At 71.8% G+C, this 25,963-nt stretch carries 17 protein-coding genes and 1 other RNA gene; 8 read left to right on the top strand and 10 right to left on the bottom strand.

All coding sequences use genetic code 11. The features are described from left to right. Positions 1-117: 117 nt before the first annotated feature. The 5 genes from ACFU5K_RS00330 to rnpB form a co-directional block, all read right to left on the bottom strand. Positions 118-3,879 (bottom strand): S8 family serine peptidase, encoded by a 3,762-nt coding sequence (locus tag ACFU5K_RS00330; protein ID WP_384054806.1) that lies wholly within the window; start codon positions 3,877-3,879, stop codon positions 118-120. Between the two features lie 918 nt (positions 3,880-4,797). After that, positions 4,798-5,634: an alpha/beta fold hydrolase gene (locus ACFU5K_RS00335; protein ID WP_384054809.1), complete on the bottom strand. Its 837-nt coding sequence runs from the start codon at positions 5,632-5,634 to the stop codon at positions 4,798-4,800. Between the two features lie 781 nt (positions 5,635-6,415). Then, positions 6,416-6,925 (bottom strand): hypothetical protein, encoded by a 510-nt coding sequence (locus tag ACFU5K_RS00340; RefSeq protein ID WP_384054811.1) that lies wholly within the window; start codon positions 6,923-6,925, stop codon positions 6,416-6,418. A 170-nt stretch (positions 6,926-7,095) separates the two neighbouring features. Continuing rightward, positions 7,096-9,993 (bottom strand): S8 family serine peptidase, encoded by a 2,898-nt coding sequence (locus ACFU5K_RS00345; RefSeq protein WP_384054814.1) that lies wholly within the window; start codon positions 9,991-9,993, stop codon positions 7,096-7,098. Between the two features lie 979 nt (positions 9,994-10,972). Then, an RNA gene (gene rnpB, locus ACFU5K_RS00350) (RNase P RNA component class A) lies at positions 10,973-11,374 on the bottom strand. 317 nt (positions 11,375-11,691) lie between these two features. Between rnpB and yaaA the strand changes: the two genes are divergently transcribed. Both yaaA and eda read left to right on the top strand, forming a co-directional pair. Further along, positions 11,692-12,492, top strand: coding sequence for a peroxide stress protein YaaA (yaaA, locus tag ACFU5K_RS00355; RefSeq protein WP_384054817.1), 801 nt, complete (start codon positions 11,692-11,694; stop codon positions 12,490-12,492). A 61-nt stretch (positions 12,493-12,553) separates the two neighbouring features. Further along, positions 12,554-13,201 carry a bifunctional 4-hydroxy-2-oxoglutarate aldolase/2-dehydro-3-deoxy-phosphogluconate aldolase gene (gene eda / locus ACFU5K_RS00360; RefSeq protein ID WP_384054819.1) on the top strand — a complete coding sequence of 216 codons (648 nt, stop codon included), beginning with the start codon at positions 12,554-12,556 and terminating at the stop codon, positions 13,199-13,201. An 84-nt stretch (positions 13,202-13,285) separates the two neighbouring features. On the opposite strand, the gene ACFU5K_RS00365 is transcribed toward eda, so the two are convergent. From ACFU5K_RS00365 to ACFU5K_RS00380, 4 genes are all read right to left on the bottom strand, one after another. After that, positions 13,286-14,524 (bottom strand): bifunctional RNase H/acid phosphatase, encoded by a 1,239-nt coding sequence (locus ACFU5K_RS00365; RefSeq protein WP_384054821.1) that lies wholly within the window; start codon positions 14,522-14,524, stop codon positions 13,286-13,288. Continuing rightward, on the bottom strand, positions 14,524-15,267 hold the full coding sequence (locus tag ACFU5K_RS00370; RefSeq protein ID WP_384055088.1) for a zinc ribbon domain-containing protein: 744 nt from the start codon (positions 15,265-15,267) through the stop codon (positions 14,524-14,526). Before ACFU5K_RS00370 ends, ACFU5K_RS00365 begins: the two co-directional genes overlap by 1 nt. Further along, a complete protein-coding gene (locus tag ACFU5K_RS00375) occupies positions 15,264-16,100 on the bottom strand; it encodes a Nif3-like dinuclear metal center hexameric protein (protein ID WP_384054824.1) in 837 nt (278 codons plus the stop codon). Before ACFU5K_RS00375 ends, ACFU5K_RS00370 begins: the two co-directional genes overlap by 4 nt. A gap of 85 nt (positions 16,101-16,185) precedes the next feature. Then, complete coding sequence (locus ACFU5K_RS00380; RefSeq protein WP_384054827.1) at positions 16,186-17,226, bottom strand: ABC transporter substrate-binding protein; 1,041 nt, start codon at positions 17,224-17,226, stop codon at positions 16,186-16,188. 185 nt (positions 17,227-17,411) lie between these two features. On the opposite strand from ACFU5K_RS00380, the gene ACFU5K_RS00385 reads away from it, so the two are divergent. From ACFU5K_RS00385 to ACFU5K_RS00405, 5 genes are all read left to right on the top strand, one after another. Continuing rightward, a complete protein-coding gene (locus ACFU5K_RS00385) occupies positions 17,412-18,887 on the top strand; it encodes a hypothetical protein (RefSeq protein ID WP_384054829.1) in 1,476 nt (491 codons plus the stop codon). A gap of 132 nt (positions 18,888-19,019) precedes the next feature. Then, entirely contained in the window at positions 19,020-19,985 is a 966-nt protein-coding gene (locus ACFU5K_RS00390; RefSeq protein WP_384054831.1) for an ABC transporter ATP-binding protein, read from the top strand. Continuing rightward, positions 19,985-20,707, top strand: a complete 723-nt coding sequence (locus tag ACFU5K_RS00395; protein WP_384054834.1) for an ABC transporter permease — start codon at positions 19,985-19,987, stop codon at positions 20,705-20,707. Before ACFU5K_RS00390 ends, ACFU5K_RS00395 begins: the two co-directional genes overlap by 1 nt. Continuing rightward, on the top strand, positions 20,704-21,915 hold the full coding sequence (locus tag ACFU5K_RS00400; RefSeq protein ID WP_384054837.1) for a sensor histidine kinase: 1,212 nt from the start codon (positions 20,704-20,706) through the stop codon (positions 21,913-21,915). The genes ACFU5K_RS00395 and ACFU5K_RS00400 overlap by 4 nt, the downstream gene beginning before the upstream one ends. A gap of 25 nt (positions 21,916-21,940) precedes the next feature. Then, positions 21,941-22,573, top strand: a complete 633-nt coding sequence (locus ACFU5K_RS00405) for a response regulator (protein WP_384055090.1) — start codon at positions 21,941-21,943, stop codon at positions 22,571-22,573. 3 nt (positions 22,574-22,576) lie between these two features. On the opposite strand, the gene ACFU5K_RS00410 is transcribed toward ACFU5K_RS00405, so the two are convergent. Beyond that, the gene (locus ACFU5K_RS00410) at positions 22,577-24,100 is read right to left on the bottom strand and encodes an MFS transporter (RefSeq protein ID WP_384054840.1); all 1,524 of its coding nucleotides are present in this window, start codon (positions 24,098-24,100) and stop codon (positions 22,577-22,579) included. A 259-nt stretch (positions 24,101-24,359) separates the two neighbouring features. Here ACFU5K_RS00410 and ACFU5K_RS00415 point away from each other — a divergent pair, with 259 nt between their 5' ends. Continuing rightward, positions 24,360-25,901 (top strand): MFS transporter, encoded by a 1,542-nt coding sequence (locus ACFU5K_RS00415; RefSeq protein ID WP_384054842.1) that lies wholly within the window; start codon positions 24,360-24,362, stop codon positions 25,899-25,901. The last annotated feature ends 62 nt before the right edge of the window (positions 25,902-25,963 follow it).

Raw genomic sequence — 25,963 nt, forward strand, 5'->3', positions numbered from 1 at the left:
TCGGGCGGCTGTCCTGCGCGCAGCGCGCCCGCGCGTTCCGCGCCAGCACAGCAGTGTGCCCCGAACCGTGGACACACCGGTACGGGGCACATGCGCGGAATTCGTTTCAGCGAGTGGTTACTTCAGGCCGAACGCCCGGACGACGGTCTGTACGACGTTGTTGCCCGCGGTGTCCTGGGCCGTAGCTCGTAGTGTGACGAAGCGGGCCTCCGCGGGGGCGTTGAGAGTGAAGTGCCAGCCCGTGGAGACCTTGTGGGACGGGGGCGTATGCGTCCAGGTCACTCCGTCGTCGTAGGAGAGATCCAGGGCGACGGTGCGGAACCGGCCCGCGGATGTGCCGACCGATTGCGAGGGGATGACCGTGATGCCGGCCCGGCGCCGTGCCTTTCCGGAGAGGTCCGTGGGGACCGCGTAGTCGAGTTGGACGAGCGGCAGGCTCTCTTTGGTCGTAGGGCTCAAGTGTCCTGAGGTGAAGTCCCACTCGGTGTGTGTACGGGTCGAGTAGGGGCGGCCGGGGACATCCCGGGTGGTGTCCTCCACCAGCCGGTACGGGAGCGTGGCCGGGGAGACGTCGGAATTGATCAGGTCGTCTCCGTCGGCGAGCAGGGTGCTGCCCTGGTAGAGGGAGGCGTGGACGGTGGATCCGCTGTCGAAGGCGGTGCCCGCGTGGCCGCCGGCGTCCCCGTAGGCGGGCAGCCCGTAGAGACCGATGAAGTCGCCCACCCGGTTGGGCGCGTTCGCCAGCAGACTGTCCTGCAGCAGCCGGGGGTGCTGGACGGGGGCGAACCAGCTCGCCCGGCTGGTGCTGCGCCGCTTGTAGCTGCGCGCCCCGCCGACCTCGGTCAGGTCGGGCACCGCCAGCAGGTCGAGCCAGACGGCGTCCGAGCCGGCCGTGATCCACGCGGTGTAGGTGCCCTGTGCGCGGACTGTCGTGGCGGGAGAGCCCACCACCCAGGTCTCGTCGGGCGACAGGTCGTAGCGCAGGTCGTTCGCCTCACCTTGCCGGGTGTCCTGGACGGTCTCCTCGATGCGCGCGAGGTCGCCGGGGCCCGGTCGATGGGAGAGGTTGCGGGGGATCGATCCGTCTTGGTGGATGACCAGGTCGTACAGGTAGTCGGGATGGGGATGGGAGGCCAGTTTCAGGGTGGTCGTCCCTTTGTGCCGGAAACGGGCGAGCAGAGCGCGGCCTTCGTCCGTGCCGAGGGACGCCACCGGCAGCGGGGCGCCGTCCGGGAGGTCGGACCAGGCGTCCAGGGGCCCGTACCCGTCGTTGACGATCAGCAGGAGCCGGGCGTCCGCCGCCGCGGCCGCGGCAGCCTGGTCGGCCGGAGCCACAGCGTCGTTGCGGCGGACCACCGCGACCCGGCCGCGGACCTTCACTCCGGCGAAGGCGGCGGCAGAACCGTCGCCGGCTTCGACCGCCCGGAAGCTGCCCCTGCCTGCCGGGAGGGCGGGTGACATGCTCTGCATGAGCACACTGCCGAAGGTGTGGGAGCCCGCGGACACGGTGAGCGGCGACTGCACCTGCCGCCAGCGTGCCGTGAAGGTGTAGGCGCCCTGCGTCACCTTCGGTGTCGGAGTGGCCCAGAGGCTGTCGTACGTCCAGGGCTCCAGCTGGTAGGTGTCGTGGAACGGCACGAGGTCACCGTAAGAGCGGGACTGGTCCACCCGGACATAGCTGTTGACGCTCGTCTTCGGAGTGATCGCCTCGACCTTGCGCAGGTCGGAGCCGTCTAGGACGACGCTCCGGTCACCGCCCACAACGATCTCCTGGTCTGCGACGATCGCCCGGCCGAGCGAGTGCGGTCCATCCATGCCCGGCACGTCGGCGTACAGCCAGGCCGCGTAGGTGCTCGGTTGTACCGGCAGTTCCAGTCGGCCGGAAGCGTCCACGGCCAGGACCTTCGGGAAAGTGTCGCGGGCGATGTCCTTGAGCACCAGCGTGCCAGCCAGGCCGGCACCGTCGGGACCCTTCGTCATGAGGGACAGTTGGACCTTCCGGCTCTCCTTGCGCGAGCCGACGACGGTGTGGGCCCGCAGCGTGCCGCTCGCGTCCGAGGCGTTGAGCCGGGCACTGTAGCCGGTGTCGTCGGCCGCCACGTCGAGGTGGGTCAGTACGCCCACGGTGGCGGTGCCCCGTGCGGGCACCGTCACCTGGGGGTCGGTCACGGTGAACAGGCCGGCCGGGGAGCCGGGAGCGTCGACCGCCAGGCGCAAGGTCACCGGGCCGGTGCCGGTGTTGGTGTACGTGACGTCCTTGCGGACCGTCCCGCTCGTCGGGTACGGCCAGTGGGCCGGGGCGAAGACGGAACCGGTGGCGAACACCGTGCCGTGCACGGCCGCTGCGACGTCCGCCCGGCCGCTGCCGGCGGCGTACGCGCTGTACCGCGGGGTAGGCGCCGTGGTGCTGAGGAGGGCGTCCTTGAGCTGCTGCCCGGTCCAGTCTGGGTGCACCTGCGCCAGCAGGGCGGCGGCTCCGGCGACATGAGGGGCCGCCATCGACGTTCCGCTGTCGGTCATGTAGTAGCCCTCGCCCTCGGAGATGTACTGGGAGCGGGCAGCCAGGATGTCCACGCCGGGAGCGGTGAGGTCGGGCTTGAGCGCGCTGTCGCCCAGCCGCGGGCCGCGGCCGGACCAGCTCGTCAGCCGGTCCGAGCCGTCCACCGCGCCCACCGTCAGGGCCGCGTCCGCCGCCCCGGGCGAGTTGACGGTGTACGGATCGGAGCCGTCGTTGCCCGCGACAGTCACGAACAACGCCCCCGTCTCGGCACTGAGCCGGTTCACCGCCTGGCTGAGGGGATCCGATCCGTCCGAAGGGCGTCCGCCCAGGCTCATGTTGACGACCTTGGCGTGCTGATCCCGCGCGGCCCACTCCATCCCGGCGAGGATCCACGACTCCTGGCCGGTCCCGTCGTCGGCGAGCACCTTGGCGATGTGCAGTGCGGCGCCGGGGGCGACGCCCTTCTCCTTGCCGCCCGAGGCGGCGCCGGTGCCCCCGACGGTCGAGGCGACGTGTGTGCCGTGGCCGAACCGGTCGGTGGCGTCCTCGCCGGGGACGAAGCCGACGGTCGCGGCGATCCGGCCGCCGAAGTCCGGGTGCCCAGCATCGATGCCGCTGTCCAGCACGGCGATGTCCACGCCCTGTCCGGTGCCGCCGCCCTGCCACACCTGCGGTGCGCCGATCTGCGCGGTGCTGTCAGCCAAGGCCGCCTTGGCCTTCCCGTCCAGCCACACCTTGCCAATCCCGCCGGTGAGGCCGGGAGCGGCGCCGCGCGACTTCGTGGGAGCAGCGGGGGAGCCGGCGTCCGGCGCGCCGGTGAGAGAGGCCCAGAAGACAGGTGCGGCGGCGTGCTCCTCGGACACGGCGGCCCCCTGGACACTGTTGAGTTCGCGGGTCCGGCGGCCACCCTTCGGCACCGCCGTCGCGCGCGAGCGGAACGCGGTGTCCGTGTACGACACGATCAGCGGCAGGTGGTCGCTGCGGGCGTCGTCGTAGCCGTCCGCGATGAGTTCGGTGACGTCGAAGAGGCGCGGGTCGAGCGCGCCCGACGCCAGGTAGGGCAGCGCCGAGTCCGGGTAGACTAAGAGGTCCTTGCCCTGGGTCATGATGTGGGCGCCGACGGTCCCGCCGGTCGGGCCGCTCACGGTGGCGGTGGTGTGACCGCCGGTGTAGGTGACAGTGACCCTGTCGCCGGTGATCAGAGTGACGGTGCGGGAGGTGTCCGTGCCACCCTGCGCGCTGGGCGTCCCGGCGGCCGTGAAGGTGCTGGTCGCACCAGACGGCGCCGGCACGGCGGCGTGCGCGGACGTCGGCACCACCGCCGCCAGGGCGGCAACGAGCGCTGTGAAACCGCGTCTGCGGGATGTGAGCAGGGGCAAGGGGAACTCCAACCAGGTGTGCGGAATCGTTTCCGTAGAACGGTGATGCCGAGACAGGCGGGTGCGGTCCTCTCGGACAGATGGGGATCGATACCGCCATGCACACGAGACCTGGCCTGAACCCGCCACGTTCAAACGTGTGATGAGCCCTGGGTCTGCCCGGCGGCGTGATCAGGGCGGCCGTCATCCGTGCCATGTCTGCTCGCGATCGCGAGCAGGGCGGTGCGCGCCCGGCCTGCCCGAGATGGCCGGTGCGACGTCGATCCGAGGTGTCGACGGTCGACCGACCGATCCGGTGCCCGATGCGGTGTCCTGGGGCACATGCCCGTCCGCCGACTGCTCCGACGCGGCCGGGTCGGGCGGTCGGACATCGAAGTCCCCGCAGTATCGCCCCGCCCATGGGGAGCGACATCACCGCTCGGTCGAAACCCGATCATCCGTCGTGCCGCCTCTCGCGCTTCCAGCCGCCGGGCACTCTGGCAGCGGGGAGTTGCGTGCGACGGCTCCGAGTGCGACGGACGAGCTACGACATGTGTGCCGCACTCGGGAAGGGACTGACACGTTTCGGAGTGGCACGGCTGACATGTGTACGGGAGCCGGAGCCATGCCGGGAGGCTGTCGCGCGCCCCGCCTTCCGGTGTCCGGCGGAGGGAGTGCCGCACCCGGGTTCCGCGCGCCTCGGCCGTCAGGCCGCCTTCTGCCGTCAGCCGCGGACCCGCAGCAGGATCGTGTTGGTCAGCGCCGCCATCGCGCCCCACGGAGTTCCGGTCCCATGGTGTTGCCCTTGCCCGCGAGCTCGGCCGGCACCGGACATCGGAACCGGCCCGAGGGAGAAGGGCGTCTGCGGTGCGACAGGCCCAGTGTGCGGGCGGGCGGCGCGAGGGCGACAAGGAGCCTGCCGCGCTCGCGCCGGGATGCCTACTTGGCCAGGAACTCCAGCAGCGCCTTGTTCACCTCGTCCGCGTGTGTCCACAGCAGCCCGTGCGGTGCTCCCTCGATCTCGACGTAGTCGGCGGAGGGCAGGGCCTGGTGGAAAAGGCGGGCGGTGGACTCGACCGGCAGGATCCGGTCGCCGGTGCCGTGCAGGATGAGCACCGGAACGTCGATCCGGGGAATGTCCTGGCGGAAGTCGGTGCCCCAGGTCAGCGGAGCGGCGGCGGCGGCATGCGCGCCACCGCCCGCGGCAGTGTTCCAGCTGTTGCGGACGGCCTCCTCGCTGATGCGCTCGCCCAGGTTCTCGTCCAGGTTGTAGAAGTCCTGGTAGAACGCGGTGTAGTAGGCGAACCGGTCGGCCTTCACCGCGTCGGAGACCCCCTGGAAGAAGTCCGCGGTCGCCGCGCCGGCCGGATTGTCGTCGCTCTTGAGCAGCATCGGCTCCAGGGAGCCGAGGAAGGCGACCTTGGCGATGCGCGCCGACCCGTAGGTCCCCAGGTAGCGGGCCGCCTCGCCGGTGCCCATGGAGAAGCCGACGAGCACGGCGTCGCGCACATCGAGGCTTTCCAGCACGGTGTTGAGATCGGCGGTGAACGTGTCGTAGTCGTAGCCCGTGGCGGGCTGGCTGGACTGGCCGAAGCCACGCCGGTCGTAGGTGATGACGCGGTAGCCGGACGCCAGCAGGGCCGCCGACTGCTTCTCCCACGAGTGCCCGTCGAGCGGGAAGCCGTGAATGAGGACGACCGGCTGCCCTGTCCCATGGTCTTCGTAGTACAGCTCGATGTCGGTGGTGTTCTCCTGGCCGACGGTGATGAACGGCATGCTGACCCTTTCGGACGGGGCTACACCGATGTACTGAGTGCCGGCCCATGGCCGGCACCGCGCCTCGGCGTGCCACTGGGACGGGACGGCGGTGTGCCGCCCCGGCCCGTACAGAATCGCGCGTGCGGGCCCGCTCAGGTAACCGTCTAATGACTCAATCGCGTCCTCCCGCTCGGAGGGGTGTCCTGACGTTCTGCCGGATGCAGAGCCCACTGCCTTGGTAACGGCCCCTGCGTGCGGGCACATGGCGACGGCGGGGAATCGCTCCCGGCAGTCACGCAGTGTGCTCGCGCGGGCAGCGCGCTAAGTCAGATGACTGGGTCCGGCACCCCGCAGACCGCGCGGGGACACACCCTTTCGCCGGGCAACCGCGCCAACACCGCCTGATCTCCGGGTACAGGCCGGTCATATCCGTGCGTCGGCGATCGCGATTCGCGGAATCTGGTAGGCGCTCAGCAACGTGTTCGAGGAGAAGCCCCGGTCCAGTAACACGATCATGCCGGCGTGCGGCGAGCGCATCAGCCGCCTGCCGTAGACGGTCTCGCCGTTGCTGCGGGGGCCGAAGGCGGCGTCCAGGACCGCGCGGGTGCCACAGGCCGCCGGTGCGGTCAGCAGATCTGCGGGTAGCCGGACCGGCCTGCGGCCAGGACGCGCGGGGGCGCACCGCTCGGAGCCGTGCCGGCCGGGGTCTGCCGGGAATGCCTGAGGGCGGCCGCCGGAGTGAGTGCCCGACGGACGCCCTCACCGGGTGGCGGTTGGTCAGCCGTGGTGAGGTAACCGTTTAGAGGTAGACCCAGGAGCCGCAGCCAGTGATGTAGGTGTAGAAACCGCACACTTGGAAGTGGCTGACCTTCTTGGGCAGGCTTCCAGTGAGGGTACCCTTCCCCACAGGTCCGTATTTCGCTGTCGTGCCGTCGACGAATACAACCTTGGCAACCGCGTCAGTCTGGTCACGCCAGTTGTAGTCGGCGAGCCACATCCAGCTCGTTGCCCCATTGCCCGGGTTATTGTCGACCTGCGCCTCGTACCTCTCCCCGGGGGGTGTGTACGTGGCCAGGGCAGCGGTCTGGGTTGCAGCCGAAGCGGACACCGGTGCCGCAAGGCCTGTACCCACACCTACCGCGGCTACCGCAGCCACGACCGAAGTCGCCCGGCCAAAGCCTTTCAGATCCATCTTCTTCCTTCGCGTCATTCCTTGCGGGCCCGAGTGACGTGGCATCGGATCCGAGGAGGAGAGTGCTGCCTCACTCCTCCAACGGAACTCATCCACCTGCGGGTTCATCACCGACATGGGCGGCGGCGTGAGACCCCGGCGCGCTCGCGTGGAACACCGCCCCGGAACGGTTCAACCTCTGCAGTTCGAAATGGTGTGCGGTGGTCCTGCTGTGGGGCCGGCCTCTGCCTCGGGAGGGCCGGCCCCTGGCTCTTCGGCCTGGGCCGATCAGCAGGCCGGGCTGTGGCTCAGCGGGAGCTGATCAGCAGGCCGGGTATGGAGGTTCGGCCGGTGCGGAATTCGGTGTACGCCCATTGCTCGACGTCCGGCTGCGGGCCGACCGGGTTCAGGGTCACCTGGGAGGACCCGCCGCGCTGCACACTCGACGGTGTCGTCAGTGTGGCGTTGTGACGGTTGGCCTTCTTGGGGACCACGGTCACCCCGAGCTGGTAGGGGATGTTGGGGGAAGCCGCCGATCGGGCGTGCACGTAGGCGGTGTAGATGCCTGGTTCCGGGAAGAACCGGACGCTGCGCTCGTTGCTGTGCCACGACGCCCAGCTCCGGTCGATCAGCTTGCCGTCCTTGTAAAGGTAGAGATCGAGGTTCGTGCTGGGGTCGTCCGAGGCCGTTTGCACGATCAGTCCTGCCGTGCCGGGCGGGACCACGATTCTCGTGCCTTGGGTGCCCACTCCGTCGGGGGAGAAGACGCCGCCGCTGACGGAGGTCGTGAGCTTCTTGTCCGTCCAGGCCACCGGCGTGTACCCGGTGGTGCGCCCCGTGAGCGGGCCGGTGAAGCCGGGCTCGAGAGACCCCTGGCCCTGTCCTCCGGTGCGGCCGAACTCTATCCCGGTGTCGTCGTACGGCCGCGGTGTGAAGCCCCACGGCCGGCCCGCAACGGTCAGTCGCACCCGATGCTTGGGGCTGGTGAAGGTCAGTGAGCCGGTCGTGTAGCGGTCCCAGGTGGCGGTGCCGCGTTCCAGCGTGATGGTCACCGTCGCGGTGGCGCCGGGTTTCACCGAGAACGTTCGCGGGGTGAGGGTCACCTTCATCCCGGCGAGCCCGTCGACCCGTGTGGTGTACCTCTCGGTCCGGGTGCCGACGTTGGTCAGCCGGCGCGTGAGCTTCACCGGCTTGGTGCCGTCGTACTCGCGCAGCGCGATCGACGGCAGGTTGATCTCCTTGCCGTCCGGCGTTGTCGCGGCCGCAAACGCGGTGAGCTCAGCGGTGGAGGGCTCGATCACCAGGCCGGGATCGTCGGCGGACGCCGGCCGGGGCAGCCCGGATCCCTGGCGCAGCGGGCTGGTCGTGCCCCGGGTGTCGGCGGCGGTGGTGCGCAGTGCCGAGGCGGTCGCGCCAGGCGACCACTTCGGGTGCCCGGCTCGCAGTTCCGCGGCCATGCCGGCCACGTGCGGGGCCGCCATCGAGGTGCCCGAATACGCGTCGAAGAGCCGCCCACCGGCCGCAGGTGACACCGCCGCGACCACGTCGATCCCGTCAGCGACGAGGTCGGGCTTCTGCAGCCCGGTGTGCGTCTGGTCGGGCCCGTAGGACGAGAGACCGGCCACACTGGGCAGTCCCACGAGGCTGCTGCCGTCCCCGCCCGCCGACAGCGACGCGGTCCCATCGCTGCGGTGCGCCCACAGGTAGTTGAAGAGCTTGCCCGCCTGCTCGGCGCTCCACAGGTACACGGTCGGGAAGCCGTGGATCACGTTGAGCCGGACGTTGCCGGTCGACTGGAAGAGCACGACGCCGACACCACCTGCGGCCTTGACCTCCGCGACCGCGTTGGCCGGGTCGAAGAAGTCGCAGGCCACGATTCTGCCCTTGACCTTGGCGGGGTCGAGGCTCCCGGACTGGCAGAACTGCGCGCCGTCGTCGAGCGAACCGGCCTGGTCGGCGAATACGATCGGCTTACGGCTGTGCGACGGCAGCCGGTCCATAGACGTGCCGACGATGCGGGTGCCGTCGCCCAGGCGCACGGTCGCCTCATGGGACCGCTCAACAGACGCCCCCACCGTGGTCACCCACGGCTCGGCGTTGCTGATCATCCCGGACATGCCGTCGTTGCCCGCTGAGGCCGCGACGAAGACTCCGGCGAGATACGCGTTGAGGAAGGCGTCCCCGATCGGGCTGTTCGGCTGATAGTCCCCCATCGACGAGCCGATCGAGTAGTTGATCACCTGGACACCGTCGGCCACCGCCGCGTCGATCGCCGCGAGGATGTCGGCCTCCGAGCCCGAACCGCCCCAAAGCGCCTTGTAGACGGAGATCCGCGCGTCGGGTGCCACCCCGGAGATCGCCCCGTAGTCCTGCCCGAGCACCATCGCGTGCTTGACGGGCAGACCGGCCGCGGTCGACGCGGTGTGGGTGCCGTGTCCGATCATGTCGCGCGCCGAGAGGACCTCGCCGTCGGGAAGCGAACCGTACGCACTGAGCCAGCCGTCGGCGAAGTACCGCGCTCCGACGATCTTGCCGTTGCACGCAGAAGCGGGGAAGTCCCCATCCGCCTGGCAGGTGCCGTGCCAGCCCGCGGGCGGCGCCATCGTGGTGGCGAAAGAGGCGCTCTCCGGCCAGATTCCAGTATCGATCACGCCGATGACCACGTCCGAGCCATGGACCGGCTGGGGCTTGGACGGCGCAGCCTTCTGCGCCACCGCCTCTTCGGCATGAGGCGCCTGTGACGCGGCCAGGGGCGCGGCGTCGGCTTTGACCAGACGGACCGGTGTAACGGCCGCGATCCGCGAGTCGCCTGCCAGCTTGCCGGCCTGAGCACCGGTCAGCTTGGCCGCGAACCCGTTGAAGGCGGTCGTGTAGGTCTGCTGCGCCCGGACACCGAAGTCGGCAAGCACGTCACGCTGCGCCTGACCCAGGTGCTGCCGATACCCCTCCGCCGCGTCCGAATGCGGCTGGATCCGTTTCCCGGCCGCCGGCCTGGTCGCCTCGAGACCCTTGACGCCGCCCGCGTACGAGGCGACGGGCGCCTCGCGCAGCCGCACCACGTACTGCCCGTCGAGGGCCTCGGACTGCGCATCCGAGTGCAGCGCGCCACCACCCGTGAGGGGGACCCGGGCATGGCTGTACTGACCCAGACTCAGTTTCGGCAGGGGAGCGCCGGCCTGCGCCGTGGCCGACCCAGCGTTCCCCAAGCCGGCACACAGCGTGGCGAATACGGTGACTATCGACGCTCGAACGAATCGGCGTCGTCTTCGAAGGCTCGCGTTCGTGGCCACGAGTCTCCTTCCATGAGGTGAAGTTACGAACGGCCATCACTCAACCCTCGATCGGTTAAGAAAAGATCACTTTGCTGTGACGATCTGTTGCGACATACATCACGTACGCCTGGGCGACATGTGACGCTCTTTCACACACCTTGCGCCGACCACGTCGCGACAGAGGTGTCACACCTGGGGACGGGATACCCGACGTGTCCACCTGGCCGCTGCTGTCGCGGTGGGAGGAAGAACGCCCGTCTGCGGTCCCGTCGTGATCACGGAACCAGCCCGCACGGCGTTGAACCGCACAGCACCGCAAAGCGGTTGAAGCCGGCACGTCCGAGCTCGCCAACGAGCTCCCCCCAGCGGAGGAACACTCTGATGCGCGACCACTCCAAGACGGAGCTCATGGCCATGATCCTCAGGAGGTGGCTCGCTTCCCACGAGGATCTCGCACGCTGCACCAAGCAGGAGCTCGCAGGCGATCTGGTGCAGAGCGAGGACGGCCGCGAGCGCTACGAGGCGTACGGGCGAGTGGCACTGATCAGCGGCAGACCGGAGCGCGACTCACGACCTCTTCGCGGAGGCGTCGGCTGCTCCGGCCACGACAGCGCGACGCCCTGGCCGGAGACTCGCGCGCGTCCGCGCCCAAGGCCTCCACCGACGCACAACAGCCCGAGTGGCCTCTACGCCCCCGCGCATTCCAGTCCGAGCGCGGCAAGGGCGGCAAGTTGTTCCGCCGTGAGCTTGTCGCGCCTCGACGTGGTGTTGGAGACCCACACGCCCAGCTTTCAGGGACTTTCAGCACTGTCCGAGAGACTTTCAGCCGCGTAACACGGCAACCACCGAAAGACCAGAAAGGGCCTCCGACGCAGGTCGGAGGCCCTTTCCCAGGCAAAGCCGCAGGTGGCGGCAGACGAGTCGGGCTGTACGCCGGGTTCTGTCTCCCGGTTGCCTCGCGGCGGCCGGGGAGACGGCCATCCATCTAGGACCGGCATTGCTGCCGGTCTCGTGCGGTCTACCCGCGAACTCGGGCGAGCCGCCCTCGGTCGTTCGCGCAGAACCGTCTTGCGACGGCCCCTCTTGACCTTGCTCCGGGTGGGGTTTACCTAGCCGCCTGAGTCGCCTCAGGCGCTGGTGGTCTCTTACACCACCGTTTCACCCTTACCCGGGACCGGAGTCCCGGGCGGTCTGTTTTCTGTGGCACTGTCCCGCGGGTCACCCCGGGTGGCCGTTAGCCACCACCCTGCCCTGTGGAGCCCGGACGTTCCTCGGGAGGATCCGGGGATCCTCACGCGGCCGTCCGCCCGGCTCGTCTGCCGTGGTGACCATGTTACCCGGCGGCGCGGCCGGCGAAGGCCGCTATGCCGGCCTCCCGGACGGCCGACGGATCCGCCCCCGGGGGGACCGGCCACCCAGCTCCAGGACCGCCATCCCGTGGGCCGACACATCGGGAGCCCTCCCCGGCCTCGGCCAGCACGGCGGGCGGGAAGCCGTGCGGTTCGCCGTCCGGGCCGGGGGCGGTGCGGTCGGCGTCCGGATCGGGGCGGCCCGTGTGTCGCGGGTCGCCGTACCCTTGCTGCGGGGTTCCCGCGTGTCAGGGGCCCTGTGCCGCGTCCGAAGGAGAATTCCGTGCTCGTGTTGTTGCCGCCCTCCGAAGGTAAGGCCGCATCGGGGCGCGGGGCACCGCTGAAGCTGGAGTCGCTGTCTCTGCCCGGCCTTTCCGAGGCCCGTGCCGCGGTCCTCGACGAGCTGGTCGAACTGTGCGTGGCCGACGAGGAGAAGGCCCGCGATGTGCTTGGACTGAGCGAGGGTCTGCGCGGCGAGGTGGCGAAGAACGGGGAGCTGCGCACGGCAGGCACCCGCCCGGCCGGGGAGATCTACACGGGTGTGCTGTACGACGCGCTCGGCCTGGCCACGCTGGACGCGGCGGCCCGGCGGCGGGCCGGCAAGTCGCTTCTGGTCTTCTCCGGGCTCTGGGGCGCGGTCCGGACCGGCGACCGCATCCCGTCGTACCGCTGCTCGATGGGCGTGAAGCTGCCCGGACTCGGCGCCCTGAACGCGTACTGGCGCGCCCCGATGGCCGAGGTCATGCCGGAGGCGGCCGGGGACGGGCTGGTGCTGGACCTGCGGTCCTCGGCGTACGCCGGGGCGTGGAAGCCCACGGGCGAGATCGCCGGGCGGACGGCGAGCGTGCGCGTCCTCCAGTCCCAGATGGTGGGCGGGGTCGAGAAGCGGTCCGTGGTCAGCCACTTCAACAAGGCGACGAAGGGCCGGATGGTCCGCGACCTGCTGGTGGCCGGCGCCCGCCCGAAGAGCCCCGCCCAGCTGGTCGAGGTGCTCCGCGACCTCGGATACGTCGTGGAGGCGCAGGCACCGGGACGGGCGGGCCGTCCGTGGGCCATCGACGTCGTGGTGACCGAGATCCATTGACTCGTTGCAGCATGCGCAACGTTCATTGCGCATGCTGCTGTTCTCGCGGCAGGATGAGCCCATGACCTCCTCCGCGCCCGCCGTCGTGTCCACCTCCGTCCTGGACCTCGCCCCTGTCGTCCCCGTCGTCGTCCTGGAGGACGCGGCCGACGCGGTGCCGCTGGCCCGCGCGCTCGTCGCCGGCGGGCTGCCCGCCATCGAGGTCACCCTGCGCACTCCGGCCGCCCTCGACGCGATACGGGCCATCGCCTCGGAGGTGCCCGGCGCCGTCGTGGGCGCGGGCACGGTGATCTCCCCCGCACATGTCACCGCAACGGTGGCCGCCGGGGCCCGCTTCCTGGTCAGCCCCGGCTGGACGGGCGGCCTGCTGGAGGCGATGAAGGCTTCCGGCGTGCCGTTCCTGCCCGGGGTCTCGACGACGTCCGAGGTGGTCTCGCTACTGGAGCGCGGTGTCACGGAGATGAAGTTCTTCCCGGCCGAGGCGGCCGGTGGCACCGCCTACCTGAAGGCTCTGTCCGCCCCGCTGCCCCACGCCCGGTTCTGCCCGACGGGCGGCATCTCGCTCGCCTCGGCACCGTCGTACCTGGCACTCGCCAACGTCGGCTGTGTCGGCGGCAGCTGGATGGTGCCGGGCGCCGCGGTCGCGGCGAAGGACTGGGCGCGGGTGGAACGGCTGGCCGCCGAGGCGTCGGCGCTGGGCTGCGGCTGAGCTCCCCGGCTCAGCGCACGGTCTGGACGCAGCAGCCCCGCCGCGAAGCCGAGGACGCCGGTGGACCGGGTCCTGGCACCGATCTCAGCGCAGGTGCGAGGTGTCGTTGAGCACCCTCAGCGACGGGTTCCCGTCCGCGTAGTACGCCACGGTCGACACGGAGGCCGGCGAGAGTTCCATGCGGAACAGCGACTCCGGCGGGGCGTCCAGCGCGAGCCGGACCAGCGTCTTGATCGGGGTGACGTGGGTGACCAGGAGCGCGGTGCGGCCCGTGTAGCGGGCGACGAGCCGGTCGCGGGCGGCCGAGACCCTTTCGGCGACCTCCGCGAAGCTCTCACCGCCGCCCGTGGGTGCCACGTCGGGGGACGCGAGCCACGCGGTCAGGTCGGAGCCGTACCGCTCGCGCACCTCGGCGAAGGTGAGCCCCTCCCAGACGCCGAAGTCCGTCTCGCGCAGGCCCTCATCGATGCGGACCTCCAGCCCGAGGCGGTCGGCGACGGCAGCGGCCGTCTCCCGGCAGCGGCGCATCGGCGAACTGATGATCTCCTGGACGATGCCCCGGGTGGCGAAGGCTTCGGCCGCGCAGGCGGCCTGGCGACGGCCGGTGGCCGAGAGCTCCGGGTCGGTGCCACCGCTGCCGGAGAACCGCTTCTCCGGGGTCAGGGCCGTCTCGCCGTGCCGGAGCAGGACGAAGGTGGCGGGCGCTCCCAGTTCGGGGGCGCTCCCCCAGCCCGTCTGCGGAACGGCCGCCTCGGCCGGGCGGGCGGCGGTCATCGCAGCGCGGACCTTCGCCGCACCCGCGACCGGGTCGCCGGGAGGGCCGGCCGGGGGCTCGGGCACAGCGGCCGGGCGCCCGGTGTCCAGGTCGGCCGTCGACGACGCCCGGTCCCACCGCTCGCCCCGCCTGCCCGCGTCCATCGCCTCGTTGGCGAGCCGGTCGGCGTGCTTGTTCTCGGCGCGCGGGATCCACTCGTAGGTGACGGAGGAGGCGGGCAGGATGCCCGCCGCCTCGGCGGCGAGCGGCTTCATGTCGGGGTGCTTGATCTTCCAGCGGCCCGACATCTGCTCGACCACCAGCTTGGAGTCCATCCGGACGTGCACCCGCACGTCGGCGTCCGGGAACAGGGCCTTGGCCGCCTTCAGACCGGCGATCAGTCCCTTGTACTCGGCGACGTTGTTCGTCGCGACGCCGATGTACTCGGCGGCCTCGGCGAGCGTCCCGCCGGTGACCGGGTCGAGGACGACCGCGCCGTACCCGGCGGGCCCCGGGTTGCCCCGGGAGCCTCCGTCGGCCTCGACGACCAGCTGGTGGGGAGCGGACATTACAGGCCCGACTCCGACGTACGGACGAGGATGCGGTGGCAGTTCTCGCAGCGGAGCACCGTGTCGGGGGACGCGGCCTTGACGTCGTTGACCTCGGTGATGTTCAGCTCCAGGCGGCAGCCCTCGCAGCGGCGCTGGTAGAGCCTGGCCGCGCCGACGCCGCCCTGCTGGGCGCGCAGCTTGTCGTACAGCTTGAGCAGGTCGGCGGGGACCGACCCCGCCACGACCTCGCGGTCCTTGCCCACCGTGGCGGCGTCGCCGTCGATCTCCTGGGTGGCGGCGTCCCTCCGGGCGGTCGCGTCGTCCACCTTGGCCTGGACCGCGCGCACGCGCTCGGTCAGCTCGGTGACGCGCTCCTGGGCGGACTCGCGGCGCTCCATGATCTCCAGGACGACGTCCTCCAGGTCACCCTGGCGCTTGGCCAGCGAGGTGATCTCGCGCTGCAGGCTCTCCAGGTCCTTCGGCGATGAGACCGCGCCGGAGTCGAGCCGCTGCTGGTCGCGGACGGCGCGCTGACGCACCTGGTCGACGTCCTGCTCCGCCTTTGTCTGCTCGCGGGTGGTGTCGCTCTCCTCGGTCTGCGAGGCGACGAGCAGGTCGCGCAGCTGGGCGAGGTCGTTGTTGAGCGAGTCGATCTCGGCGTGCTCGGGCAGCGAGGTCCGCTTGTGGGAGAGCTGCGACAGGCGTACGTCGAGTGCCTGGACTTCGAGGAGTCGGATCTGGTCGGCGGGCGCGGCGTTCAGTTGGGGGCTCCAGAAGAGTGGTGGGTGGTCCAGGGGTCGGTGACCTGCTTCGAGACATGGACCCGCAGGTCCCATCCGTGGCGGTCGGAAAGTGCGTCGAGCTGCGCGGCGGCCTGCTCGCACCAGGGCCGTTCGGTGGCCCAGTGTGCGGCATCGACGAGGCCGAGCGGCGAGTGCTGGACGGCCTCGGAGGCCGGGTGGTGGCGGAGGTCCGCGGTGAGGAAGGCCTCCACGCCCGCCGCGCGTACGGCGTCGAGGAGGCTGTCGCCGGAGCCGCCGCTCACCGCGACCCGCCGCACGACGGCGTCGGGATCGCCGGCCAGCCTGATGCCCTGCGCGGTGGCGGGCAGCCGGGCGGCGGCGCGGGCGGCGAACTCGCGGAGGGTCTCGGGGTGGTCGAGCTCGCAGATCCGGCCGAGGCCCCGGCGCCCCGCGGGGTCGGTGGGGTCCGGGAGGAGCGGGCCGGTGACCCGCAGGTCCAGGGCTCCGGCGAGGGCGTCGGAGACGCCGGGGTCGGCGGTGTCCGCGTTGGTGTGCGCCACGTGCAGGGCGATGTCGTGCTTGATGAGGTCGTGCACGACCCGGCCCTTGAAGGTGGTGGCCGCGACCGTCGTCGTGCCGCGCAGATAGAGCGGGTGGTGGGTGACGATCAGCTGGGCACCGAGGGTGCGGGCCTCGTCGACGACCGCATGGACCGGGTCGACGGCGAAGAGGACCCGGTCGGTCTGCGCTCCGGGGTCGCCGCAGACCGTGCCGACGGCGTCCCATCCCTCGGCGCGCTCGGGGGGCCAGAGGGCGTCGAGCTCGGCGATGACTTCAGACAGACGGGGCACGGGGGAAAGGCTACCTGCCCCCCGCACCCCGCCGCCCCTGGCCGCCGGGACCCGCGCGGGCGGACCGGGGGCGCGTCACGGATCGTTACTTGACGAGGTCGGCGCGGAGGTCGTCGAGGACGAGGTTCGCGGAGATGACGCCCAGGCCGAGGTACCAAGTCTCGTCGGAGACGTCCTTGGCGTGCCCCGCCTTGACCGCGGCGAGGTTCTTCCACAGCGGGTTGGCGCGGGCGGTGTCGCGCTTGGTGGCCTTCGCGTCGCCGTAGACCCCGGTGAAGATCCAGTCGGCGTCGGCCTGGTCGATGTTCTCGGGGCTGATCTCCGCCGCCAGGTCGTCGATCTGCTGGTTCTTCGGCCGCGGGAGGCCGACGTCCTCGAGGATGGTGCCGATGAAGGAGTCCTTGGCGTAGAGACGGATCTTGTCCGGCAGGTAGCGGACCATCGAGATGGTCGGCTTGTCCGGGCCGATGTCCTCGCCGAGCTTGTCCGCCTTCGCCTCGTAGGCGGCGAGTTCGGACTTCGCCTTCGCGGTCCTGTCGAGCGCGGCGGCGTTGAGGAGGTAGTTCTCCTTCCAGGTGAAGCCCGGACGGATGGAGAACACGGTGGGCGCGATCTTGGAGAGCTCGTCGTACTTGTCCGCGGCGCGCAGCTGGCTGCCGAGGATCAGGTCCGGCTTCAGGCCGGCGATGGCCTCCAGGTTGAGGCTGTTGATCGTGCCGACGCTGACCGGGTTCCCGGCCTCCTTCTTCAGGTACGACGGGATGGCGGCGTCGCCCTCGGAGGGGGCGTAGCCGACGGGCTTCACACCGAGTGAGACGACGTTGTCGAACTCACCGACGTCCAGCACCACCACCCGCTCGGGCTTCGACGTGAGCTTCGTCTTCCCCATGGCATGGGTGATGGTGCGGGGGAACACGCCCGCCCCGGAGTCCGTGCCGTAGCCGGCGGTCTTCTTCGCCGCGTCCCCGAAGTCCTTGCCGCCCGTGGCGACGGAGGCCTTCTTGTCGGCGCCCGCGTCGCCGGTGGCGGAACCGCCGGAGGCATCCTCGCCCCCGCACGCGGAGAGGGTGAGCGCGGCGGCGACCGCGAGACAGGCGGCGGCGGTGCCGCGGCGTCCGAGGGACATGGTGTGCTCCAGTTCAGGACGTACGAACTTAGGGATGCCTAACCTTAGACCCTCGCGCGGAGCACGGCGACACCCGCGTTCGCAGGCGAATCCGAACATCGACACCCTTATGTGTGAAGTGCCGGGGCTCGCGTTGTCCGGTGGGGAGTGCGAACCTAGCTTCGGTTGCCGGAGGTGACCGAACCATGACTGCCTGTGCCATCGAGAACAACGCCGCGGGGGCCGCCGGGGCCGCGACGACGGAACCCGCACCCGGGACCGTGGACGCGGCCGGGCCGGCCGAGTCGGAGAGACCCCGCGCCGCGGGTACGTCCGAACAGGGCGCCGATCCACTCAGAATGGACGCGTCCGGCACCGGTCCTGGCGGCGGGGCCGCGCCCGGACCGGCCCTGGCGTCCGCGGGTTTCGCCGGGACCACCCCGCCGGGCGGACCCGACGGTGAGGGTGCCCGGGACGCGTCGGCCGAGGTGCCCCTTCATCCCCTTCCCCAGGTGCCTCCGGTGCCGGCCTTCCCACCCGGGCTCCCGGGCGGCGGAGCGGAATCGGCCGAGGCGCTCCCGCGCGTGGTCCCCCCGGTGCTCACCATTGCCGCCGACCACTCGTACGCCGCCCGCCTCACAGCGGCCGACACGGAGGCCGCGGACCCCGCCTGGTTCCCTGAGCGCTGGACCCTCGGTCCTGAGCCCTACGCCGTACCGCTCCCCCTCGGCCAGCCGGAGGAGGCGGACTCCGACGTACTGCCGCTCTCGGACGGGCGGGTCCTGATCCGGCGCCGGGTGGCGGACCGGCACACCTTCTCGCTGCTCTACCCGACGGGTCCCGCGACCGGTGAAGTCCCCCTGGGCGCCCTTGAGTGCGAGGACCTCACCCTGCTCCCGCCGCATCCGGACGGCACGAGTGCCTACGCCCTGGTGCCCGGCGAGCTGTCCACCGGCGTCTGGCTGGTGGCGGGCGGGCCCTTCGGCCCCGAACACGTCGCGGACGTGGCCGGGCAGTGTTCCGGCGGCGCGTGGCTGGACCGTGAGGGACGGCTCCTGGCCCTGGACCGGCAGCTGCCCGGCGGCGGGCCGGTGAAGGCCGTCGCCGTCGACCTGGGGCGGGGCGGCGAGGTGACGCCGCTGCTGCAGATCGCACCGGGCAGCGACGACCGGCTGCTGCTCGCGGACGCCGACAGCGGACTGCTGCTGATCCGCTCCGACGCACCGGGCCACGACCGCATCGGCTGGGGGGTGCTGGGCAGTTTTCTGCCGGTGCGGTTCCCCGAGTGCCTGCATCCGGCGGACGTGGCCGTGACGCCGATCGCCGTGCAGCCAGGGCAGATGCTGATGCCGGAGAACTGCGCGGTCGCCCTGCGGCTCGACGGGCCGGGCGGCAGCTGGGTGGGGCTCTGGCGCCCGGCGGGACGGCGCGTGCACCACGTCGCGGCGCCGGAGGGCTGGCTGGCCGGCGCCGGGTTCTGGAGCCGCGAGGGCACGCTGCACCTGCCGTACGCGCAGCCCGGGGCGCCCTGCGGGGTGGCGGTGGTACAGGCCCCGGCGGAGGAGCCGCCTCAGCTGATCACGAGCGGAGCGCAACCGTCCGCGGCGCCCGCACCTCCTGGAGTGCGCAAGCCCGTCCCGCTCGGCCAGGCCCCGCTCACGGGCAGCACGGCGGCCGGCTGAAGGTCCGGGGCGGCTCACGCCGCATCCCCGGCCCGTCGGCCCCAACTCGGCCCGGAGCCAGGACATTTGTCACGGCCCAGTCCGTACATGCGCCCCTGCCGGGACGGTGGCCGGCTCCGTAACGTCGTGGGTATGACGCAGACGACGGGGACCACGACCGGGCCCGCGGCGGTCTTCACCGCGGTGGTCAAGACGTTCGGGAAGGCGGCCCGCACCGTGCGGGCCGTCGACGGCATCGACCTGACGATCGGGCGCGGCGAGAGTGTCGCATTGCTGGGCCGCAACGGTGCGGGCAAGTCCACCGCAATCAGCCTGCTTCTGGGGCTGAACGATCCCGACTCGGGCAGCGTGCGGCTCCTCGGCCGCACCCCCCGCGGCGCGGTGCGCGCCGGGCTGGTCGGCGCGATGCTGCAGGACGGGCGGCCGATCCCCCGGGTGACGGTGCGTGAACTGATCGCCTTCGTCGCGTCCACGTACCCGCGGCCGCTGCCCGTGGCCGAGGCCGCCGCGCTCGCGGGGGTGACGGAGTACGCGGACCGGCGGGTCGACAAGCTCTCCGGCGGCCAGGTGCAGCGCGTGCGCTTCGCCGTCGCGCTGGCGGGCGATCCCGGTCTGGTCGTGCTCGACGAGCCGACCGCCGCGCTGGACGTGGAGGCGCGCCGCGCGTTCTGGGACTCCATGCGGGCGTTCACGGCACGCGGCAACACCCTCCTGTTCTCCACCCATCACCTCGAGGAGGCCGACGAACACGCCGACCGGATCGTGGTCCTGGACCGCGGCAGGATCGTGGCCGACGGCACAGGTGAGGAGATCAGGCGGGCGGCGGGCGGCAGCGTGGTGTCCGTCGACCTGGCGGGCTGCCCGGCCGGAGGACTGGAGCTGCTGCCGGGGGTGGTGGGTGTCGACGTGCGCGGCGGGCGTGCCTCGCTGCGCAGCGACGACTCGGACGCGACCGTGACGGCGCTGGCCGCGCTCGGGGCGGTACGGGGCCTCCGGGTCGCCGGCGCGACGCTGGAGGACGCGTTCCTGGCCCTGACCTCACCCGAAGGAGCGGCCGGTACCACCCGCCGCGACGAGCAGCCGAAGGAGGCCGTCTGATGTTCGCCTACATCGTCCTGGAGGTCCGCCGGACCCTGCGCGACCGTACATTCCTCGTCTTCGGGGCGGGCATGCCGGTCATGATGTACCTGCTCTTCACCAACCTCGGCGGGGCCGGCGACTACACCGACTGGAAGGCCGCGTCCATGGTCGGAATGGCGGCCTACGGGGCCCTCGGGTCCGCGATGGCGATCGGCACGGGCATCGCGTCCGACAAGTCCCTCGGCTGGCTGCGGCAGTTGCGGATCACACCGCTGGACCCGGGCCGCGCCGTGGCGGGGCGGGCGGTCAGCGGCGTCGTGACCGTCCTGCCGGCGGTCCTGGCCGTGCTGCTGGCCGGCGGGCTGGTCAACGGCGTGCGGCTCGCGGTGTGGCAGTGGGCCGCGCTGGCCCTGCTGCTGTGGGCCGGCTCGCTGCCCTTCACCCTGCTCGGGATCGGAAACGGCTACCGGCTCTCCCCGCAGGGCACAGGGGTGGTCAACGTGGCCTGTCTGATGGGTTTCGGCGTCCTGGGCGGCCTGTGGTTCCCGCTCACGGAGTTCCCCGGCTGGCTGCGCACCGTCGGGGAACTCACGCCCGCACACGGCTTCGCGGAACTCGGCAGGGCGACCATCGCCGGGCACGCGCCGGCGGCGGGGCCGGTAGCGGCCCTGGCCGGATGGATGCTCGTGTTCGGGGGGTACGCCATGATCTCCTACCGTCGGTCCGCCCGGACCGAATGATCGGAGCGACCGTGACCGATACGGGAAGAGAGAACCGCCGTCCCCGGATCCGCCGTCCCCGGATCCGCCGTCCCGAGAACCGCCGTCCCGGGCCTCCCGGGCCGTACGCCCTGCTTCCCTGCCTGCTGCTGGGCCTCGGCGCGTTCTCCAACCTCTGGCAGGGCGAGTCGCCGAACCCCTGGGTCGGCGGCATCGGACTCTTCGCCTTCAACACCCTCTACATCGCCGTGGTGTTCAGGGGATTCGACCGCAGGAGACGAGAGAGCGCCACCTCGTACGTGCTGCTGGCCGCGATGGCCGTGATCACCTTCGGGCTGGCGGTCGGTTACGGGGGCGGGTGGCTGCTCTTCTTCCCGCTGCTGTCGCTGGCCTGCGGCACGATCCTGCGGGGCCGGGCGCTCGGCGCCGGGCTGCTCCTGCTCGCCGGGTGCGCCGGGCTCATCGCCGCCTGGCGCGGCGACCACGTCTCGGAGCCCTGGACCATCGGCTACGGGACGGTGATCTCGGGGGGTGTGACCGCGGCGCTCCTCATCCTGTCGGAGACGGTGATGGAACTCCGTGCCACCCGGCAGGAGCTGGCCCGCAGCGCCGTGGAGCAGGAGCGGCTGCGCTTCTCCAGGGACCTGCACGACCTGCTCGGTCACACCCTCTCCGTGATCGTGGTGAAGTCGGAGGCCGCCCGCAGACTCGCGCCCCTGGACGTGGACGCAGCGCTCGAACAGGTCCGTGACATCGAGTCCGTGGGGCGCCAGGCCCTCACCGAGGTCCGTGAGGCGGTGACCGGCTACCGGGAGGGGAGCCTCGCCACCGAGCTGGGGCGGGCCGAGTCGGTACTGACGGCGGCCGGTGTCCAGCCGGTGGTGCGGCGCTCGGGCCCGCCGCCCGGCCCCGGAAGCGAGGCGCTGCTGGGCTGGGTGGCGAGGGAGGCGGTGACCAACGTCGTACGCCACAGCGGCGCGACGCACTGCGAGTTCGCGCTCGACTCCACCTCGGAACAGGTCCGGCTGACGGTCACCGACGACGGCACTGGCCCGTCGCCGGACACGGGGCGGGCCGACGGGACCGGTCTGAAGGGGCTGTCGGAACGGCTCGCCGCGGTGGGCGGCTCGCTGGAGTCGGGCCCCGGTCCGCACGGCGGTTTCGTGGTGACGGCGCGGCTCCCCGCGGACGACGCGCGGCCGGGTCACGCCCGGCCGGACGGGTGCTGAGCCCTACCCTGAGCCCGTGAACGAGATGCCGCAGGACCACCGCCCGGCCAGGTCCGTCCGGATCCTGCTCGCCGAGGACCAGGGCATGATGCGCAGCGCGCTCGCCCTGCTGTTGGGTATGGAGCCGGACTTCGAGGTGGTGTCCCAGGTCGACGCCGGGGACCGGATCGTGGAGTCGGCGCTCGTCTCGCGCCCCGACGTGGCGCTGCTGGACATCGAGCTCCCCGGCCGGAGCGGTCTGGACGCGGCGGCGGACCTGCGCGATGAGGTGCCGGAGTGCAGGGTGCTGATCCTGACGACGTTCGGCAGACCGGGCTATCTGCGGCGGGCCATGGAGGCCGGGGCCGCCGGATTCCTGGTGAAGGACGGCCCGGTCGGGGATCTGGCGAAGGCGATCCGGCGGGTACTGACCGGCGAGAGGGTGATCGACCCGGCGCTGGCCGCGGCGGCCCTGGGCGCGGGCCCCAGTCCGCTGACCGCGCGGGAGCGGGACGTGCTGAACGCGTCCGTGGACGGTGCCACCGTCGCGGACATCGCGACGAAGCTGAACCTGTCGGCGTCGACCGTACGGAACTACCTGTCGTCGGCCATCGGCAAGACCGCCACCCGCAACCGTATGGAGGCGGTGCGTGCGGCCCGGCAGCAGGGCTGGCTCTGAGACCTACGCCTTGTCCAGGCCCTTCCCGGCCGTCGCGCCGGTGTGCGGCGCGTCCGCCCGCTTGCGGGTGGGCGCCCCGGCCGGGCCGCTCCCCCGCCTTCCCGGCTGTCCCGGCTGACCCGGCAGCCACAGGAGCGTCATCACCGCTCCGGCCACCAGCACCACCGCGGACGTACGGAAGGCCAGGGCGTATCCGGCGGTGATGTCCGCCGCTCCGCCGGAGCCCGCGGTGCGGGCCGCGGCGACCGTGGAGAGCACGGCGAGGCCCAGTGCGCCGCCCATCGTGCGGGACGTGTTGATCAGCCCGGAGACGAGCCCGGCGTCGCCGGGCGCCGCGCCCGAGGTGGCGAGCGAGGCCAGCGGGGTGGAGGCCAGCCCGGACCCGGTCATCATCAGCACGCCGGGGAGGCAGACCGCGGTGAGGTAGGAACCGTGCACGCCCATCGTGGACTGCCAGGTGAAGCCGGCGGCGGCGATCAGGAAGCCCGCCACGGTCAGGGGCTTGGCGCCGGTCCGCGCCATGATCCCGGGCGCCGCCTTCGCCGCGACGAAGACGGCGACCGAGCTCGGGACGAGGGCGAACCCGGCTTGCAGGGGCGTGTACCCCAGGACGTTCTGGGCGTAGACGGTCATGAAGTACCACATGCCGAAGGTCGCCGAACCCAGCAGCAGCATCGATACGTTCGCCGCCGAGACGGCCCGCACACCGAGCACCCGCAGCGGCATCAGCGGGGCCGCGGCCGTCGCCTCCACCCGGACGAAGAGCCCGAGCAGCGCGAGCCCGGCGGACAGCGGCACCAGGGTGCCGGCGGCCGCCCAGCCCGCGGCCTCGGTCTGCACGATGCCGTACGCCGTCGTGGCCAGTCCCGCCGTGACGAGCACCGCGCCCGGCAGGTCGACCCGGCGCCGGCCGCCCGCCCGGCCCTCGGCGAGCCACAGCGCGGCACCGGCGAGCACGAGGGCGCCGATCGGCACGTTGATGAGGAGGACCCAGCGCCAGGAGAGTGCGTCCGTCAGCACCCCGCCGACGAGCCCGCCGGCCGCTCCGCCGCCCGCGCCGACCGCCATCCAGGTGCCGATCGCCCGGGTCCGCGCGGGGCCTTCGGGGACCGCCGCGGTGAGGAGGGTGAGCGTGGCCGGGGAGAGCACCGCCGCGCCGAGCCCCTGCGCGGCGCGGGCGGCGAGCAGTTGCCAGCCCTCCTGGGCGAATCCGCCGGCGAGCGAGGCCGCGGTGAAGAGACCGAGGCCGGTCATGAATATCCGCTTGCGGCCGCAGATGTCCGCGGCCCGCCCGCCCAGCAGCATGAAACCGGCGAAGGCGATCGCGTAGGCGTTGACGACCCACTGCAGCCCGGAGGCGCTCAGGCCGAGGTCGCCGCGCATGGACGGCAGCGCCACATTGACCACGGACACGTCGAGGACGACCAGGAACTGGCCGGTGCAGGCGGCCGCGACCACGGCCCAGGTGCGGGTCCGCGACCGGGCGGGCAGCCGTGCGGGTGGGCAGTCGTCAGCCATGGATGTCATACTCGCAGGCTGCACGTGCCCCGTACATCGGTTTCGGGTCCCGGTCGCGCCCGGCCGGAGGACGTAGGACCCGCTCCGGTTCCGGCCGCACGGACCGGAACCTGCCGACGACTCCCGTTTCGTCACTCCGTGTTCACCGGAATACGGAGCGCATGCGGAAGCGTTCACTATGCACACACTTGGCGGTGGGTGCCGCCCTCGGCGCACCCCCGCACGCTCCACCCCGCCTTTCCCTTTTCCCTGCCCGGAGGACACACGCATGCGACGGACGACGGACGAACAGCCGGCCGGGGAGCGCCTCCCCGGTCCGCACCGGAGCCGGGGCGGCGTCGTCCCCGTACTCGCCTTCGCGGGCATCACCGTCGCGGTGATGCAGACCCTGCTCGTCCCCGTCATCAAGGACCTGCCGACCCTCCTGCACACCGACCCGTCCAACGCGACCTGGGTGTTGACGGCCACCCTGCTCGCCGGCGCGGTCGCAACCCCGATCATGGGGCGGCTCGGTGACCTGTACGGCAAGCGGCGCATGCTGCTCGCCAGCCTCGCCGTGATGGTGGTCGGCTCACTGATCTGCGCCTCCACCGACGACCTCGTGATCATGATCGTCGGCCGGGCGCTGCAGGGATTCGCCTTGGGCGCCATCCCGCTCGGCATCGGCATCATGCGCGACGTGCTGCCGCGCGAGAAGCTCGGCTCCGCCATGGCGCTGATGAGCTCTTCCATAGGTGTGGGCGGAGGACTCGCGCTGCCCGGCGCCGCGCTCGTGGCGCAGCACGCCGACTGGCACACCCTGTTCCTCGGTTCGGCCGCCCTGGGGGTGCTGGCCATGGCGATGACCGTCGCCGTCGTGCCGGAGCCCCCGCTGCGCGCCACCGGGCGCTTCGACCTGGTCGGCGCGCTGGGGCTCTCCCTCGGCCTGGTCAGCCTGCTCGTCCCGGTGACCAAGGGCGCGTCCTGGGGGTGGACCTCACCCCTGACCCTGGGTCTGATCGCCGCGGCCGTGGTGATCCTGGTGCTGTGGGGACTGTTCGAGCTGCGCAGCAAGACCCCGCTCGTCGACCTGCGCACCAGCGCGCGCCGCGAGGTGCTGCTCACCAACCTCGTGTCGGTCATGGTCGGTGTGGCGTTCTACGCCGTCTCGCTGGTTCTCCCCCAGTTGCTCCAGCTGCCCGCGTCGACCGGTTACGGTCTGGGACGGTCGATGGTCGTCGCCGGGCTCTGCGTGGCGCCGCTGGGTCTCACGATGATGCTCGTGGCCCCGCTGTACGCCAGGATCTCGGCCCGCCGCGGTCCCAAGATCTCCCTGCTCCTCGGCATGGTGATCATCGCGATCGGTTACGGCGCGGGACTCGGCCTGATGAGCGCCGCCTGGCAGACCGTCGTGATCGCGGTGGTGCTCGGAGCCGGGATCGGACTCGCCTACTCCTCGCTGCCGGCGCTGATCGTCGGTGCCGTCGACGCGTCGGAGACGGGTGCGGCGAACGGCCTGAACACACTGATGCGGTCGATCGGCACATCGCTGTCCAGCGCGGTGATCGGGATGGTGCTGGCCAACACCTCGACGCGGGTGGGCTCGGTGAACATACCCACCATGGAGGGGTTCAGGATCTCGTTCATGATCGCCACGGGTGCGGTGCTGATCGGCCTGGTGCTGGCCGCGTTCCTTCCGGCCCAGCGGCCCGCGCGGCCGGTGCTGCTGGCCGGCAGCGCGGGCGACGCGGTCTCCGGGGCGGCGTCCGCGGGGCCCGCCCGGGCGGTGGCCCCGGCCGTCGCCGGGGAGCTGCGGACCTCGGCCACCTGACCGACGGGCCACCCTGGTGCGTGCCGCCCGTACGCCCCGCCGGTCAGGGCGGCGGTGGCGTA

This window comes from Streptomyces sp. NPDC057428 (assembly GCF_042803195.1).
Taxonomy (GTDB): domain Bacteria; phylum Actinomycetota; class Actinomycetes; order Streptomycetales; family Streptomycetaceae; genus Streptomyces.

Excerpts from the sequence above, each read along its gene's own strand:
- ACFU5K_RS00335 (WP_384054809.1), bottom strand. The coding sequence starts at position 5,634 with ATGCCGTTCATCACCGTCGGCCAGGAGAACACCACCGACATCGAGCTG.
- ACFU5K_RS00340 (WP_384054811.1), bottom strand. The coding sequence starts at position 6,925 with ATGTCGGTGATGAACCCGCAGGTGGATGAGTTCCGTTGGAGGAGTGAG.
- eda (WP_384054819.1), top strand. The coding sequence starts at position 12,554 with ATGACCTCCTCCGCGCCCGCCGTCGTGTCCACCTCCGTCCTGGACCTC.
- ACFU5K_RS00365 (WP_384054821.1), bottom strand. The coding sequence starts at position 14,524 with ATGTCCGCTCCCCACCAGCTGGTCGTCGAGGCCGACGGAGGCTCCCGG.
- ACFU5K_RS00380 (WP_384054827.1), bottom strand. The coding sequence starts at position 17,226 with ATGTCCCTCGGACGCCGCGGCACCGCCGCCGCCTGTCTCGCGGTCGCC.
- ACFU5K_RS00385 (WP_384054829.1), top strand. The coding sequence starts at position 17,412 with ATGACTGCCTGTGCCATCGAGAACAACGCCGCGGGGGCCGCCGGGGCC.
- ACFU5K_RS00390 (WP_384054831.1), top strand. The coding sequence starts at position 19,020 with ATGACGCAGACGACGGGGACCACGACCGGGCCCGCGGCGGTCTTCACC.
- ACFU5K_RS00395 (WP_384054834.1), top strand. The coding sequence starts at position 19,985 with ATGTTCGCCTACATCGTCCTGGAGGTCCGCCGGACCCTGCGCGACCGT.
- ACFU5K_RS00400 (WP_384054837.1), top strand. The coding sequence starts at position 20,704 with ATGATCGGAGCGACCGTGACCGATACGGGAAGAGAGAACCGCCGTCCC.
- ACFU5K_RS00405 (WP_384055090.1), top strand. The coding sequence starts at position 21,941 with ATGCCGCAGGACCACCGCCCGGCCAGGTCCGTCCGGATCCTGCTCGCC.
- ACFU5K_RS00410 (WP_384054840.1), bottom strand. The coding sequence starts at position 24,100 with ATGACATCCATGGCTGACGACTGCCCACCCGCACGGCTGCCCGCCCGG.
- ACFU5K_RS00415 (WP_384054842.1), top strand. The coding sequence starts at position 24,360 with ATGCGACGGACGACGGACGAACAGCCGGCCGGGGAGCGCCTCCCCGGT.